This is a genomic window from Psychrobacter sp. Marseille-P5312 (assembly GCF_900291405.1).
In the GTDB taxonomy this organism is placed as follows: domain Bacteria; phylum Pseudomonadota; class Gammaproteobacteria; order Pseudomonadales; family Moraxellaceae; genus Psychrobacter; species Psychrobacter celer.
In genome coordinates, this window is the sequence record NZ_OLML01000001.1 from 2,611,543 (window position 1) to 2,627,504 (window position 15,962).

The window sequence follows — 15,962 nt, forward strand, 5'->3', positions numbered from 1 at the left end:
ATAAAAATTGTGCAAGCTGGGAAGGGCTGTGATTATACTTGAAAATGGCTTAACTTCATACTGCTGTGGCCAGAGTTGCGCGTTTTATCGACATCAGACATCACCATAACATAGAGGATACCAGCATCTGTATCAGTAAGTACAGTTTACGTCTGTTTACTTAAATCAATTCGTGTATAATGAGTCATCTTTTTATCATACTTATAATGAGCATTTATACTCTCGAACGATTCAAAAGGAAATATTATGCTACTGCAAGGACAACGATTTGTCGTAACTGGCATCGCAAGTAAACTCTCTATCGCATGGGCGATCGCAGAAGCGTTGCACCGTGAAGGCGCTTCATTGATTTTGACTTATCCAAATGAGAAAATCAAAAAACGGGTAGATATGGCAGCCGAAGCATTTGAGGCAGACTTGGTGTTAGAGTGTGATGTCGCCTCAGATGATTCTATCGCCGCTTGCTTTGAGCAAATCACCACACATTGGGGCGATGGTATCGATGGCGTCGTACATGCTATTGGCTTTGCGCCAATGGATCAGCTCGATGGCGATTTTGTTAGCGCCACCACTCGTGAGGGCAGTCAAATCGCGCACGATATCTCAAGCTACAGTTTTGTAGCATTGGCCAAAGAGGCGCGGTCGCTACTGGCCATGCGTCATGGCTCGATGCTGACACTGACTTATGAAGGTAGTATCTCAGTATTGCCAAACTATAATGTTATGGGGATGGCCAAGGCAAGCTTGGAGGCCAGTGTGCGTTATCTAGCGACATCGATGGGCGGTGAAGGTATCCGTGTCAACGCTATATCAGCAGGGCCTATCCGTACGCTGGCCGCCAGTGGTATCAAATCTTTTAGAAAGATGCTCGATATCAGCGAAAAAATAGCGCCGCTACAACGCAATATCACCCAAACAGAGGTCGGTAACGCAGCGTTGTTCTTGCTATCACCATGGGCTTCAGGTATCACCGGTGAGATTATGTTTGTGGATGCTGGGTTCAATACCGTGGCCATCAGCGAGCAGCTAATGATGGCTGATGAGTCAAAGTAGCCGCTCAAGATAAGTGCATGAACTGACATATTCAGTGATATTATTTAGCAAAGACAGAAGGCAGCCTATGGGCTGTCTTTTTTGGTTATAATGAAGGCTTTTGGCCCTAAGCCATAAAACGACAAATATGATCACCAAACTACCAAAGTGGATATTATGGGGCGGCGCGATTTTAGCGTTTAGTGCCGGCTGCGTCAATACAGCGGCGCTGATGGGCTTTGCGCGTCTTTCTGTCTCGCACGTCACGGGTAATGTGAGTCTGTTTGCCGCTGCAATCGCTTACATGGATGCTCGTAGTATCTTGTATATCGGGGCGCTGCTACTGTCGTTTTTGGCAGGTGCGATATTAAGCGGTTATGTGATCGGGCAGACGTCCCTAAAGCTTGGGCGACGTTATGGCCGCGCGTTATATATCGAGGCGGCACTACTGCTGCTCAGTTATTGGCTATATCAGCAGCATGACTACTTAGGGCAGCTGGCGGCAGCGATGGCCTGCGGTTTACAAAATGCCATGGTAGCGACTTATAGTGGGGCAGTCATTCGCACGACTCATTTGACAGGTCTTACCTCAGATATGGGTGCGGCCATCGGAAACTGGCTGGCAGGTCGTGCCATCAGCAAGCCTACCTTAGGGTTTCAAGCGATTATCTGGTACTGCTTTTGTGGTGGTAGTGCGCTTGGGGCGTTTTTATTTGCAAAGGTCGGTTATGATGCGCTGTTTGTACCCATTAGCATCGTACTTAGCGCGGCGTTTATTTATAACTATGTTTCAGACCGCTTGCCGGAGAAAAGATAATTAAAATAAAGATAAACTAAAAAAGAGCGTATCTTAAGAAAAATTCTAGGACACGTGCTCATAAAAGAAAGCGCTCATCATTCCAATGAGCGCTTATAGCAAACAATACATAAATGGCGCATTGTCAGTGGCAATGCGCTTATATTAAAACTAGAAACATATTAAACATATTTGAAAAACCAGCGAATTACTTATCGCTTTCTTCGTTATGATCTTCGTGTTCATGCATGCCTTGCATCATGTCTAGAGCAGAGTCGTCGGTACGCTGCTGGTCTTTTTTGTCAAGGCTATCTTGATTGATATCTTTACGAGCCATTTTTGTGGTCGAGTTTGTTTTATTGTCGTCTGTCATGAAATGCTCCTAATAGTTATTGTCAATTTGGTTGAGGACATGGCCTAGTATGAAAGAGCATGGTGGTGTTGTACATATGGTGTGTATGCGTGTTTAGTGACGATGTGTAACTGAAGGTTTGTAACTAAAGACTCATAACTAAAGCGCATGATCCTTGCTACTTGGCAAAACGGTATTTGCTAGCAGCGCCATCGATGACGAAAAATGTTGCTTAGATAAGTAATTGAGTTTAAAGCATTCTTATAAACGAACATTAATACAGGTCAATCAAATGCTTTGTCAGGCGCGTTTTTTACGATATATCTGCTATGATAACAGCCTATTTTTTGCTGATAACCCGCCAGTTATCACAATTTATACTCTCTCTTTGGTTTATCTTTAGGGTCTTTTTTACACTGTCTTTGGATCAATAAGGACATTTTATGTCAAAGCAAAAACTAGACAGCCATCTTCCTGATGATGGCAATGAGTATTTATTTACCGATACCTTTCCGAAGGGGACGGGTAAAGGGCTGATAGTGGTCGCCATCGCCGCCATTATCGCTATGATTATCTATAACGTTTTACCCTTTGAAGTCAATGCCAATAAAGGCCTTGCGCTGCTGTTTTTTATCGGTGTGCTGTGGTTGACAGAGGCGGTACACGTGACTATCACCGCCTTGCTGGTCGTAGTGGTCGGGGCGCTGGTTGGCATACCTGAGTTTGATGCCAAGATTGGCCTACAAAGCTTTGCCAGTCCGACTATTTATTTGTTTTTTGGTGGTTTTGCACTGGCTGCCGCCTTACATGTACAGCAGCTAGACAAGAAAATCGCCCTAAAGATCTTATCGATGTCAGGTGGTAAGCTGAGTACGGCGGTGTTTTTGATATTTGCCGTGACTGCGTTTTTGTCGATGTGGATATCTAATACTGCTACAGCGGCGATGATGCTGCCACTGGCGCTGGGTATTCTCACGCAAGTGGATCGTGAAAAAGACCGCGGCACTTTTGTTTTTGTGCTGCTGGGTATCGCATACTCAGCCAGCCTTGGGGGCTTGGGTACTATCGTGGGCTCGCCGCCTAATGCTATTGCGGCAAAAGCGCTCAACATCGCCTTTGTAGATTGGATGAAGTTTGGTGTGCCCATGATGGTGTTGTTGTTGCCGCTGCTCTTGGGGGCGATGTATGTGTTTTTAAAACCCAACCTCAACCGCACAATCACTGTGCTCGATGAAGCGCCAATCGCGTGGAATAAGCCGCGAGTTGTGACGATTATCGTCTTTATTATCACTGCCTTTAGCTGGATATTTTCTAAAAAAATTGGTGCAGCGCTCGATATCACCGATACCGATGCTATCATTGCTTTGTCAGCGGCCGCCGCGGTGGTCAGTCTGGGTCTGGTATCATGGAAGCAAGTCTCGGACAATACCGATTGGGGTGTGCTCATGCTGTTTGGTGGCGGTATTGCGCTATCGACGATCTTAAAAGTATCGGGCGCATCACTGGTGCTGGGTGAGACGGTGGCAAGTGCGCTGTCTTCTGCGCCGCTGATCTTGGTGATGATTGCGGTGTCAGCCTTTATTATCTTTTTGACTGAGTTTGCCTCAAACACCGCGTCAGCTGCGCTGCTGGTGCCAGTATTTGCGGCGATTGCTGAGCAAATGGGTCTGCCGCATGAGGTGCTGGTGCTGGTCATTGGTATTGGTGCGTCTTGTGCCTTTATGCTGCCTGTTGCGACACCGCCAAACGCCATTGTCTTTGGCACTGGGTTGATCAAACAATCTGAGATGGTCCGCACAGGGGTACTACTCAACATCATTGCCACCGTCGTTATTGGATTGTGGGCGTATTTTTTCTTGATATAGCCTCAAATATGTCCGACTAAGACATACCAGTACAGACAAAACCCGATGTTTCCATGACTATTGGACATCGGGTTTTCGTTTTTATATACGCGGCAGGGCCGGACAACAGTGATAATTGATAAATATTGTATCGTCAGTTCACTATAGAGGTGTTATACAAGGCTGATGTGGTCAAGGCGTTTTTGGAGTAAATTGGTCCAAATATAGCTCATCAAACAGTGGTTCAAATAACGGCTCAAATAATAGCTCAAGTAGTAATAAGCCAAGCAAAGCTACCTGTACCAAAGTCTAATCGCTTATAACTTTATATAGGCGTTATGCAGCCATTCTAACTTAATAAAGAGGTACCATCATATGCCCCTAACTATGTATTATAAAAACGGTATGATTCGTAAAACGCGCTGTCACATCCCTGATGATCTGGTGCCGACACTCTATCAGATTCATGATAATGCCAGCTTTCCGCAATTGACTTGGCTGATTGATAATCTTTATGAAAGCCCGCAGATCGAACCTGCTACCGCGCGAGCATTGGCCGATGAGATGGTAGCGTTTGAGCGCTTGATACTGTCGTTGCACCTGCCTTTTCCTAGAGTACCGTTACAGCGGCTACATACCTTTTTTGCTGGCGCGGCCAGTAGTCGACAGACAGTTTTCACCTCAATATAGTATCAATAATCGGCAAGCGGCAGATTGAGTAAGTTCTTCTGAAGGCTAGGCAAGTACGACAAGCCGCTTGAATCGTACCTGCATAACCCCCATAATCTAAGCACTTTTAAATAATAAATAGCCTAAGCAAATATGCCGAATCAAACTGAAAAATCGCAACAAACTAAACTGCAAACAAACACCCTCTCTCAATTAGATGTCAAAAGTACAGCAGCGCAGGCCGCTACCGGTACGATGAGTCAAGTCGATACTTCTGATCTACCCGTCCTTGCAAAAGACAGCTACTACCTTGGGCGTTTGGAGCGCGAGCTGGCACGAGCCGCTGTGACCAAAAACAAAGCAGCCAATAGCAACGCTCACAAAAATGACTCGCCTAAAGCGGCAGACATTCTGAGCAAAAAACGGGCGCAATACGAAAAAATAAAAACCCGCTCACAGCAAGCGGTGCAAGCGCGTATCGATAGCATCCCAGACAATTTGCCAGCCACCTTAAACCTAGATTTGCCTGTCAGTCAGCGCGCCGATGACATCGTGCAAGCCATCATTGACAACCAAGTCGTCATCGTCGCAGGTGAGACAGGGTCTGGTAAAACCACGCAATTGCCGAAGCTTGCGATGCTGGCAGGTCGCGGCATCACGGGACAAATAGGGCATACCCAACCGCGTAGGCTCGCAGCACGTAGTGTGGCCAACCGTATCGCCGAGGAGCTTGGCGAGAAATTGGGTAATACCGTTAGTTTTAAGATTCGCTTTAACGAACAGGGGTCAGCGCAGTCGATTGTCAAATTGATGACCGATGGTATCTTGCTCGCTGAGCTTGGTCATGACAGGTTTTTGAGTAAATACGATACTATCATCATCGATGAGGCGCATGAGCGTAGTCTAAACATTGACTTTATTATGGGTTATCTAAAAAAACTGCTACCCAAACGCCCTGATTTAAAAGTCATTATTACCTCAGCCACCCTCGATACCAAGCGTTTTAGTGAATACTTTAGCCGTTATGATAGTAAGCTCAAGCGTAATGTCCCTGCGCCGATTTTTAATGTCGAAGGCCGCAGTTACCCGGTTGAGGTACGTTATCGCCCGCTGACTGATGAGCCAGTGGGTAGCTCAGATGACGACAGCTACGATGATTTTGAAGAAAATCTACCGCGTGCGGTGGTTGCTGCTGTTGAAGAGTGCTTTAGCGATGCGCAAAATAAAGGTCATGCCGACCAAGCAGATATATTAATTTTTGCCGCAACCGAAGCTGAGATTCGAGAACTGCAAGATGTACTGGTTCGTCATGGACCTAAGCACACCGAAGTGTTGCCACTGTTTGCACGGCAGACTTATGAAGAGCAGCAGCGTATCTTTCAGCCGTCAGGTCGCGGACGCCGTATTGTGATTGCTACCAACGTTGCCGAGACTGCACTGACCGTACCCGGCATTCGCTACGTGATTGACTTAGGGTTTGCGCGCATATCACGTTACTCTTATCGCTCGCGTGTACAGCGTTTGCCGATCGAAGCGATCTCACAAGCGGCTGCCAATCAGCGTAAAGGTCGCTGTGGCCGTGTCGCGCCGGGCGTTTGTATTCGTCTGTATAGTGAAGAGGACTTTAGCGGTCGCCCTGAGTTTACCGAGCCTGAGATACTACGCACCAACCTTGCATCCGTTATTTTGCAGATGGCGAACCTGCGTTTAGGTAGCGTCGAGAATTTTGAATTTATCGAGCCGCCCGATAGCCGTTTGGTGACTGATGGGCATAAATTACTTGACGAGCTTGGCGCGATTACCGCCAAAAACGACAAAGCTAACCTACCCAAACGTAAACAAACTTTGGATCATCTGCGTCTGACCCGTATCGGGCAAAAGATGGCGCGTATGCCTATCGATCCAAGGCTGGCGCGTATGCTGGTGGCAGGTAGCGACTTTGATTGTATCCGTGAGATGCTCATTGTTGTCGCCGCTCTTGCCGTACAAGATCCGCGCGAGCGCCCCGCCAATAAACGCCAGCAAGCGGATCAAAAGCATGCTGAGTTTCGTCAAGATGACTCTGACTTTTTGTTTTATTTAAGTCTATGGAAAGCGCTGTTTGAAAAAGGCGAAGACGGCAATAAATTATCTGGTAATCAGCGCAAACAGTTTGCCAAAAAACATTATCTGAGCTTCCCGCGCGTGCGTGAATGGAGTCAGACTCATCGGCAGTTGCTGCAGATGGTCACGGATCTTAATCTTGCAGATGATAAAGGCGGTAAAAAAGGGGCGGGTAGTAGTGACCCTACCAGTGTGGAAGATGAGGAAGTCAAAGCGGTCAAATATGCCAATCTGCATCGCGCACTATTGACGGGGCTGCTCTCGACCATCGCGCATAAGACAGAAAATCGCGGTGAGTACTTAGCAGCACGCCAGCAAAAAGCCAAAATATTCCCAGCCAGTACTGTGTTTAAACAAGTACCGCCTTGGGTCATGGCCTTTGAGATGGTTGAGACCTCGCAAGTGTTTATGCGTACTGTTGCCAAGATTGAACCTGAGTGGATCATCTCCGCGGCGGGCAACTTACTGAAGTACCATTATTTTGAGCCGCATTGGTCCAAAAAGACAGGCCGCGTTAAAGCTTACGCGCAGATTAGTTTGTTTGGGCTGATTATTGTTAGTAAGCAGCTGACTAACTATGAGCAGGTCAATTTGGCAGAGTCGCGGGAGATATTTATCCGTGACGGTTTAGTAACGGGTAATTTGGGTCGGCAAGCGCCGTTTTTGCAGCACAATATGGACAAAATCGCCCATGTTGAGCGTATCGAAGACAAATTGCGTCGCCGCGATTTACTCGTCGACGAAGAGGCGCTGTATCAGTTTTATGACAAAAAAATCCCTGAGCATGTCGCTAGTCGCAAAGCCTTTGAGGACTGGCGCGCTGAGGTAGAAAAAAATGATAGTAAATATCTGTTTTTTACCGATGATGACGTGCTCAACAGTCAAGCGCCGACCACAGGCGACTTCCCAGAAGTGTGGAAGCTGGGTGATTTAAAGCTGCCGCTACGTTATGTCTTTGATCCATCAAGTGATGACGATGGCGTGACCATTCGCGTGCCGCTTGTCGCATTGCCGCAGCTTGATGCCATTGAGCTGCTGTGGGGCGTGCCCGGTTGGCGCTATGAGCTGGTATTACAACTACTAAAGTCATTACCAAAAGACATCCGCCGGCAGATCGTACCGATTCCTGACACGGCAGACAGTCTCTTTGATGAGCTACAGCCCGAGGGCGGACAGGGGCTGCTCAAGCAGCTGTGTCAAGCGCTACACCGCCGCGGCATTATGTCGGTGAGCGAAGCGAGCTTTAATCCGGCCAGCATTGATCGTTATTTGCAGCCACAAATCTGTGTGGTCGATGACAAAAACCGCATCATCGAAAAAGGACGCGACCTACAAACGCTACAGATTCGTCATGCTCAAGAGACCCGTCAAGCGGTCAATGAGCAGCAAGGCGCACACACGGACTTCCCTGAGCATTTTGCCTTTAGTAAAAACCATCATAGCGCAGGCGTAGTGATGAAGCAATTTGCTGCCTTGGTCGCAGATGAGGCAGGTGAGGCGGTATCGATTCATCAATACACCGATGTCAATGCCGCACTGCAGGCGCATCGTATCGGGGTTTTGACTTTGATCAAAGGCAAGCTGGGTGCCAAAAGAAAGCAGCTGACCAGTCAAATCGATAAGATATTTAAATTGGCCTTTGCCCCGCTGGGTGATATGGAAGCCCTAAAGACCATTGTGATTGATGCGACACTTGATGCCACGCTTGAGGAGCATTATGTCTTATTTGATCATAGTGAGGATTTGCCTGAGAGCGCCGATGATGTGGCAGTTGAACTGAGCGAAGAGCTGCCTTTTACCACAGAGGAGTATGCAAAGACGCTCGAGGCTGTGGTTAGCAATTTTTTATTGACGGGTCAGAGTGTCATCAAAATCCTCAAAGAAGTCTATACGCGCTGGCAGCGTATTCGTCAGAGCCTATTGATGCTCGATCAAGAAGTGTTTGGCGAGTCCATCGATGATATCGAGGATCAGCTATCGGACTTGTACTTAGCGGATTTTGTTTATCGTATGGACTACAGTCATTGGCAGCAGTATCCGCGCTATCTTGAGGCGCTAGAGATTCGTATCGAACGTCTGGAGCACAACCTCGAGGCTGATCTCGACGGTGTTTATGCGCTCGATGTGCACATGGAGCGACTGGCAAACCGTGCCAGCGATGCGGCCATCAGTGAATATCGCTGGATGGTCGAGGAGTATCGCATTCAACTGTTTGCCCAACCGATGAAAACTCGTATGGCGGTGTCACCTAAGCGTTTGAGTAAAATGTGGGATAAGGTGGGTTAATAAAATGTTAAATAAAGGATAGTGAGTAGGGTGCGTGAGGGGCAACCTATGCGAGCGGCTACTTTATCATCCAGCACCGTAAAGCCACGTCTTTTTAGGGCGTGGATGTCAGGTATCAGTCATTGTCTCCCAATATTGGGATTGTCTTGATTGCGGTTGGTACAATAAAAAAGAGCCAGTAGCTTCACTACTGACTCTCATCATTCATAAGTGTAAAAACACTAGTCAATATATTATTTATAGTCAATAACTATAGTTGGCAGTTTACTTGATACTGTTGACCATTGTCTGAGGTGATGGTCATAATGCCAAAGTCTGCTTTGGTATGCCAGTCATAGGTGGTCTTTGGGTTTACATTGTTTACATAACGTACGCCAGAGCCTGATACTGCTTGCTCTAACGTGATTTTTGCGTCTTGTAGACCTACTTTTGGCAAGGTGACGTTTAGGTTGGCCGCTTGACCATCCGCTGCATAGGCGGCAGTAATCATGCCGTTGTCTTCACAGGTAAATGACTGAACGACTGGTTTGGCAGCAGTGGTTGGGGCAGTGGTAGTCGGAGCGTTGGTTGCACAAGCGGCTAACAAAACGGTAAAAGGAGCAACAGCAAGTAATTTTTTCATAAACGATATTCTTCAAGTTGGTAAGTGAATGTGCGTTGTTATACTGAGCAATATGATACATGTTCGAATGTAATTTCGTGTTATGGTTAGAGTTTACTAAGGTAATTATTTCTGTCTTTTTCGTGATTTGCTAAGTCCTGGTCGGTTAAGTGATTGAGTGATATTTGGTTTTTTGTTTACACTGTTTTTTTATTTAAGATAAATACCAGTACCGCCCCTAAGATGACTATACTGGCGATTATAAAGTTGAGCGTCAGCTGCTCGGATAAAAACACCATGCCTAATATCGCCGCTAGGATAGGGGTGCAGAGCTGCACCACTGCCGCTTGAGTACTTTTTAACAAAGGCATAGCCACATACCACATACAGTAGCCGAGGCCAGAAGTAATCGCGCCTGATATTACTGCTAGCACCACGCCTTGCATACTTATCCCAACCCAATGGCTGATAGCGACTATCAACAAAAAAGGGATAGCGACTAGGCTTCTGATAAAATTAAACCCCGTAGCTCGTAGCGGCGAGAGACAAGCTTTGCCGCGTATACTATAGATGCCCCAAGCTATACCGCTAAGTGCCATAGTCAGAGCGCCTGTAAAAGAAGGTATGGCTGCTGAAGGGAGCATTAAATAGACAAAGCCAATCAGCGCGCAAGCTAACGCAAGCCACTGCAGTACAGTTAATTGCTCCTTTTGGTAAATACTCCAACCTATCATCGTCAGTTGCACAGCAGCAGATAATATGAGCGCCCCAGTGCCGGCATCTAGATCCACATAAGCAAGCGAAAAACAAAGCGCGTAGACCACTAAGCTGACACTACTAAGCCAGCTGCCTTTATCCGCTAAAATAGCAGCAACAGTAGCGTTATTATTGTCAGTGTTAGAGTCGCTGTTAAAAGAAGTCACGGTTTGTGTCTGATGTTTTAGACGATGTGTATGAAGGGTGATGATAATACCTAAACAAATAGCGCCGCTCAGTAGTCGTAAAATCGTAAAGTTCCAAGGATCGATAGCCCCTTCCATCAATGCCATTCGGCATAGTAGAGAATTGGTAGCGAAAGCTACCAGGGCAATAATAGTATAGAAAGTAGCTGTCAAGAGAACCCTTTAGAATTAGAGTATTAGGGCGTGTTGAACATTCAACCATGGCACTGACAGAGACTATTTTTTAGACGATTCGAAGGTAAAAATAGTAAGCTTAGTCGCTCTAAGCGTCTATTTTTACCAATGAAGCGGCAAAAAAGAGTCCTGTCCCTACGGCTGATGCTAAAATTGCGCCATACTGCGTTGCAAATCTAGCTAAGGCATCTGCATTATCGTCGCTTTGCGCCTTGTCTGGAACAATTTTAGCGATCAGCAGTGCCTATTTGTGAATGTTCAACACGCCCTATAAGTAATGACATTGATTAATGCTTTTTGGTGTCGCCTACGATTTTATCCATGAATGCAAACAATAAACCTGAGAGTACAAAAGCCATGTGAATAATCACTTTCCACATGAGCTTATCAGCATCGAGATCACTCATCTTGCTAGATATATCCATAAACGACTTGAGAAGATCAATGGCTGAGATAGCAACTATCGCGCCTATTACTTTTAGCTTTAGACCTGAAAAGTCCACTTTTCCCATCCAGCTTGGACGATCGTCGCTTGTGCCCGTATCGATTTTGGAGACAAAAATCTCATAGCCGCTAAAGATAATAATGAGCAATAAACTAGCTACCAAGGAAATATCAACTAGTACCAAGATATCTACAATAACATCAGATACTGGGGCGTCTACTACATAAGTCATCATTCCTACTAGCTTTTGTACGAACTTAATAAATAGCAAAAAGATACCTATTACTAAGCCTAAATAAAACGGTGTCAATATCCAACGACTATTGAAGATGGTCTTTTCTAAATAAAATTCAATTTTTTTTATCATTGAGGCCTCTTTAGTGTTAAGTCAAGCGATCTTATACCAGTCAATTTTACGGGTCATGATCATAACGCAGGCGAGTAGTATAAAGCAGAAGACCGCACCTAACAGTAAATTTAGATCTTCAGTGGTGAGAATGCCATAAAAGGCGGCGTAGAGACCGGCTAAGATAGCGGTAAAGATGACCGCTCGCTTGACGCCGCCGAGCACATAATAAGTGTACCAACCGATCAGCCCAACGCAGCTACTGCCCGCAATCGCATAAGCCTGCCAAAAAGCAATTTGCTCAGCTAATGGTAATAATAAAACGTAAAAGGTCAATAGCGCGCAGCCTACTAACAAATACTGAATCGGATGGATACGGCTTGATTTAATCACTTCAAATAAAAAGAAAGTGCCAAATGAGATCAAAATTAATAGTAGAGCGTATTTCATGGTACGTTCTGTTTGCAAATAAACATCGTTAGGTTCTGCGAAACTGACCCCAAAGCTATTAAGATGCACGCTATTTAGGTTGCCGTGATTGGTGCTACCTATGCTACCGGCAGCTTCTTGTACGACGACTGCTGCCGCCTCATAATCAGCATGATTGCTACTGTCTAAGCGCGCTCTGCTATCAACGGTGCAGCTATTGTTTGCCGTGCTCAAGCACTGCGATAAATATTGATTATTAGCCACAGTCAGGTACTGGTTTTGCCAATTAGCAGTAAATCCCTCAGCACTAAAGTCTTTATTATTCGGCAAAGCTTTACCTATAAAGTTTGGTGCATGCCAGTTGCTTTGCATACTCAGCTCAAAGTTTGAGCCGGTAGGGACTGTGTTTAGGTTACTAATACCGGCAAGCAGTAAATCAATAGTAATATCAATAGCTTGGTTAGCGTTAATATTACTATTTGCGGTATTAGGCAAAGCCGTAGCATTGGCTTTTAATTGCGTTACGGTATTTTTTGGTAAGGCGACTTCTACGTAGCTTAAGCCGTTGAGCATAGACACGCTGGGATAAGTGGCTTTTAGAGTTTGCTTATCTATTGTGACAGTCGGCAAGGTGGGCACGCCGCGTAAGTCTGATACTGGAATAATGAGCTTAGCTTGCTCCCAGTGCGTGATTGCCTGCTTCGCCGTTGTTATAGTGTCATGCACTGCAGTAGTATCCGGCATATCGGTTTGCACATCGGCAGTCTCAATAGACTCTATAGCTGTCTGCGGCTTATAGCTTTGCTTAAAAGTGATTTCACCATTATAGCTAGTCGCGTGATAGATGCCGCGCTGATAAGTGTTAGTACTGACGTCAAGTTTTTGAGTCGCCAAGCTTTGCGCCGCAAAAACTGTATCTATGGTTGTGAAGGGCGGCGCACATTCATTGGCTTTATTAGCAGCGCTTGTACATTCTGGTGTCGTGGTGACCGGAATGGCGATGAAAGGGGTAATAATCTCTTGCGGGTTGACATGCTGATCGGCGATTTCGCGAACCACGGAGTCAGCATAATACTGTCTTTCAGTAATAACGCTACTGAACATCGTCAGACCAATGGCAAAGAGCACACAGAGGCTAGCGATGACAGTGAGTTTTATAAATAGGGTTTTTTGCATGCGAATGTCCTCAAGCTGATGATTTAACTAGCGACTCAGATAACAAGTCCGTAAAGTTAAATAACAGCGTAGAGAAGCCATGCTAAAAAGCGGTGCAAGAAAGATGGAAAAATTATGAAAATGAATGGAGGCATTGGTATTGGCAGGTTTTGACGTTATTTCAATGACTATCTTTGATAAATAGCCTAAGCAAGATTAGCTTAATTCTTGCAACCATACTGCTACTTGCCGTACTCGCGACATTCTATCGCCACCGATACGCCGAAACCCTTTGTGATAGTCATTAAGCTCATCCTCAAACCGTGCACTAATAGCCTTGCGCTCGAAAGGACTATCACGTAGATCGTCAGCTGTACTGCCGAAAACAAAATCAGCGCGCCTGAGCGCCATCCTACAAAATAAAGAGTTTGCGGCAAATGCAATTAACGCGACTATGGTATAGAAGGTGGATTTCAAAAATAATTCCTATAGTGATTGACGCAAGTTTTGCATAAAATAGAGCGTTATTAAAAATAACAACAAGGAACCATTTATGGATTGGGCGAGTATTTTTATTTATGATACCACGTGGGCATTTGCCCTAGAGATATTGGTACGTGTGGCTGTGATGTTTGTACTGATTATTACGTTCTTGCGCTTTACGGGTAAGCGCGGCGTCCGTCAGTTATCTATATTTGAGCTGACTATCATTTTGTCATTAGGCTCTATCGCTGGCGACCCGATGTTTACTGAGGATTTACCGATCATCCAAGCGGTGCTGATTATGAGTACCGTCATCTTGCTGTATCGCTTGTGTACGTGGGCGATGATGAGGTTTCAGCCGTTTGAAAATTTGCTAGAAGGAAAATCGCTGTATATCGTAGAAGATGGGATGCTGGTGCTCGACAAAATCAAAAAAGGCAAGATGTCGCACGATGAGTTTTTTGCTGAGATGCGTCAGCAGGGTGTGGAGCATCTAGGGCAAGTGCGTACCGGCCTGCTAGAAACCGATGGCAATTTTAGCGTCTTATTATACCCACCTGAGCAAACAGGCTACGGTATGCCGCTTTTTCCTAAGCAGTATCAGCCAGTGGAGCAGGTAGAGTCAGGCGTGCATTATGCTTGCATGTACTGCGGTTATATTGAGCATATCACAAGCCCTAATCAAGTATGCTCGCGCTGTCAGAATAACTGCAAAAACTGGGCAAAAGCGCTCAATAGCCAGATTGTCAGATAAGCCATACCAGTCATTGTTTTTATTAAAATAGCCTAAGCAAAACTTACACACAATCAAAACTGTTTAACCACTCTGCTACCTGCATAACACGAGTCTGCCTATCACCACCAATACGTCTAAATGACTTGTGATGAATACTAAGCTGATCTACAAAGTAGCAGCTAATCTCGTCGCGCTCATGCGGCGCATCACGCAAGTCATCGGCGACCCACGGCGTATCGACCTCAGTCAGTAGTATCAGGTCATAATGATGCGCCAGTGCCGCCTGAGTCAGGGCAAGAGGACAGTCGCCATAGTACCAGTTTGAGTAAACCATCAGCTCAAATAAGCTGGTATCACAGAATACATAACGCTGGCCAGCAGGTAGCTGTGCCGCTTGCATTGCGCGTTTGTTTTCTAACTCAATCTGACCTTGCGCGATAGGCAATAAATCCTCCCACGTACAGGTCAGCTGCTCGTTATCCCATTTGGCTTGTAGGTAAGTGCGCATATACTCTGGTACCCAAGGACTGGCAAAATGCGCCGCCAGATCTCGGCACAACGTGGTCTTGCCAGTGCTTTCAGCGCCCAATACTGCGACATTGATGACGGATTTAGGCGTATGCTGTTTGAGGTTGTTTGCGATAGCGTTGTTGCCATTCATAATAAGCCCAGATTGCGATCAGAGTGAAGACTACGTATTGTAGTGCAGTAAAGGTGAGACCTTTATAAAAGTATAGCGGTACGGAGATGGCATCGGCGACGATCCACAATAGCCAGTGCTCAATTTTGCGTCGTGCCATCAGCCACATCGCCATCAAAAACAGCGCCGTGGTTAGCATGTCGGTGTAGTCGACCCACGTAAATAACTGCAGTCCCAGCACGGTACCCTCAAAGCTAAAGCCATTGTTTATCACGGGGCGGAAGTAATACACCAGTGCCACAAAGGCCATGGTGGCCGCGGCCAGACTCGCTAGTATGGGCAAGTCTTTTGTGCTTAGCCGCTCCACTTGGATGGCGCTCTCAGCCTCCTTGAGCGCGCGGTCTTGCTGGCTGGTAGGGTTGATATGGTCTGAAACGGTGTTGTTTGCTTTGTTTTTTGACCAATTAATCCAGCCGTATAAGCTCATTACGGTATAATAAGCATTGATAAACATATCGCCAAACAGCTGCCACTTCCATAGGAGGTAGACAAATATGGCGGTGCTAATCAGGCCGATGGGGAAAACAAGGATGTTGGTTTTGCTGGCAAGCATGACGCTGGCTACGCCAAATACCACCGCAATCAGCTCTAAAGCGATGAATAGAGCGGAGTAGTCAGCGTATTGTCCAAACAACCAGTTAAAAATCTCTACCATTAGTATTCCTAAATATAAACGCTTTGACTGTTTGCGAGCGCTCAATAGTCGCATATCATGCCCTGAGCCTTGTAATTATAGCGTAGATGCCCACAAATAAAGGCCGTCTTTGCTTATTTTTCGTCACAAATGCATTATTTGTAACAAAGTATTAGAAAAATAATAATATTCAGGCATAATAAAGACTCTGATTT

Annotated in this window: 14 protein-coding genes; 6 read left to right on the forward strand and 8 right to left on the reverse strand. The window is 45.9% G+C overall.

Translation table 11 applies throughout. From position 1 onward, the window contains the following. Nucleotides 1-246: 246 nt before the first annotated feature. Both C6W44_RS11290 and C6W44_RS11295 read left to right on the forward strand, forming a co-directional pair. Nucleotides 247-1,053 (forward strand): enoyl-ACP reductase, encoded by an 807-nt coding sequence (locus C6W44_RS11290; protein WP_105245706.1) that lies wholly within the window; start codon nucleotides 247-249, stop codon nucleotides 1,051-1,053. A gap of 127 nt (nucleotides 1,054-1,180) precedes the next feature. Further along, on the forward strand, nucleotides 1,181-1,849 hold the full coding sequence (locus C6W44_RS11295) for a YoaK family protein (protein WP_075100886.1): 669 nt from the start codon (nucleotides 1,181-1,183) through the stop codon (nucleotides 1,847-1,849). 187 nt (nucleotides 1,850-2,036) lie between these two features. On the opposite strand, the gene C6W44_RS13515 is transcribed toward C6W44_RS11295, so the two are convergent. Continuing rightward, the gene (locus C6W44_RS13515; RefSeq protein ID WP_199774483.1) at nucleotides 2,037-2,201 is read right to left on the reverse strand and encodes a hypothetical protein; all 165 of its coding nucleotides are present in this window, start codon (nucleotides 2,199-2,201) and stop codon (nucleotides 2,037-2,039) included. 422 nt (nucleotides 2,202-2,623) lie between these two features. Between C6W44_RS13515 and C6W44_RS11300 the strand changes: the two genes are divergently transcribed. The 3 genes from C6W44_RS11300 (at nucleotide 2,624) to hrpA (ending at nucleotide 9,082) form a co-directional block, all read left to right on the forward strand. Then, nucleotides 2,624-4,045, forward strand: a complete 1,422-nt coding sequence (locus C6W44_RS11300) for an SLC13 family permease (RefSeq protein WP_105245708.1) — start codon at nucleotides 2,624-2,626, stop codon at nucleotides 4,043-4,045. 354 nt (nucleotides 4,046-4,399) lie between these two features. Next, nucleotides 4,400-4,714 carry a hypothetical protein gene (locus tag C6W44_RS11305; protein WP_158676723.1) on the forward strand — a complete coding sequence of 105 codons (315 nt, stop codon included), beginning with the start codon at nucleotides 4,400-4,402 and terminating at the stop codon, nucleotides 4,712-4,714. 234 nt (nucleotides 4,715-4,948) lie between these two features. Further along, complete coding sequence (gene hrpA, locus C6W44_RS11310) at nucleotides 4,949-9,082, forward strand: ATP-dependent RNA helicase HrpA (RefSeq protein ID WP_105246662.1); 4,134 nt, start codon at nucleotides 4,949-4,951, stop codon at nucleotides 9,080-9,082. Between the two features lie 250 nt (nucleotides 9,083-9,332). Here the strand turns inward: hrpA and C6W44_RS11315 are convergent, their stop codons facing one another. The 5 genes from C6W44_RS11315 to C6W44_RS11335 form a co-directional block, all read right to left on the reverse strand. Next, the gene (locus C6W44_RS11315; protein ID WP_105245713.1) at nucleotides 9,333-9,704 is read right to left on the reverse strand and encodes an MliC family protein; all 372 of its coding nucleotides are present in this window, start codon (nucleotides 9,702-9,704) and stop codon (nucleotides 9,333-9,335) included. A gap of 176 nt (nucleotides 9,705-9,880) precedes the next feature. Further along, on the reverse strand, nucleotides 9,881-10,732 hold the full coding sequence (locus tag C6W44_RS11320; RefSeq protein ID WP_264755625.1) for a DMT family transporter: 852 nt from the start codon (nucleotides 10,730-10,732) through the stop codon (nucleotides 9,881-9,883). 374 nt (nucleotides 10,733-11,106) lie between these two features. Continuing rightward, complete coding sequence (locus C6W44_RS11325) at nucleotides 11,107-11,631, reverse strand: TIGR00645 family protein (RefSeq protein ID WP_025644264.1); 525 nt, start codon at nucleotides 11,629-11,631, stop codon at nucleotides 11,107-11,109. A 21-nt stretch (nucleotides 11,632-11,652) separates the two neighbouring features. Then, nucleotides 11,653-13,215, reverse strand: coding sequence for a cell envelope integrity protein CreD (gene creD, locus C6W44_RS11330; RefSeq protein WP_105245717.1), 1,563 nt, complete (start codon nucleotides 13,213-13,215; stop codon nucleotides 11,653-11,655). A gap of 195 nt (nucleotides 13,216-13,410) precedes the next feature. After that, entirely contained in the window at nucleotides 13,411-13,671 is a 261-nt protein-coding gene (locus C6W44_RS11335; RefSeq protein ID WP_105245719.1) for a hypothetical protein, read from the reverse strand. A gap of 76 nt (nucleotides 13,672-13,747) precedes the next feature. Here C6W44_RS11335 and C6W44_RS11340 point away from each other — a divergent pair, with 76 nt between their 5' ends. After that, nucleotides 13,748-14,431 (forward strand): DUF421 domain-containing protein, encoded by a 684-nt coding sequence (locus C6W44_RS11340; protein ID WP_105245721.1) that lies wholly within the window; start codon nucleotides 13,748-13,750, stop codon nucleotides 14,429-14,431. 43 nt (nucleotides 14,432-14,474) lie between these two features. Here the strand turns inward: C6W44_RS11340 and C6W44_RS11345 are convergent, their stop codons facing one another. Continuing rightward, nucleotides 14,475-15,074, reverse strand: a complete 600-nt coding sequence (locus C6W44_RS11345) for an AAA family ATPase (RefSeq protein ID WP_105245723.1) — start codon at nucleotides 15,072-15,074, stop codon at nucleotides 14,475-14,477. After that, entirely contained in the window at nucleotides 15,025-15,768 is a 744-nt protein-coding gene (gene pnuC, locus C6W44_RS11350) for a nicotinamide riboside transporter PnuC (RefSeq protein ID WP_105245725.1), read from the reverse strand. The genes C6W44_RS11345 and pnuC overlap by 50 nt, the downstream gene beginning before the upstream one ends. Nucleotides 15,769-15,962 lie beyond the last annotated feature (194 nt).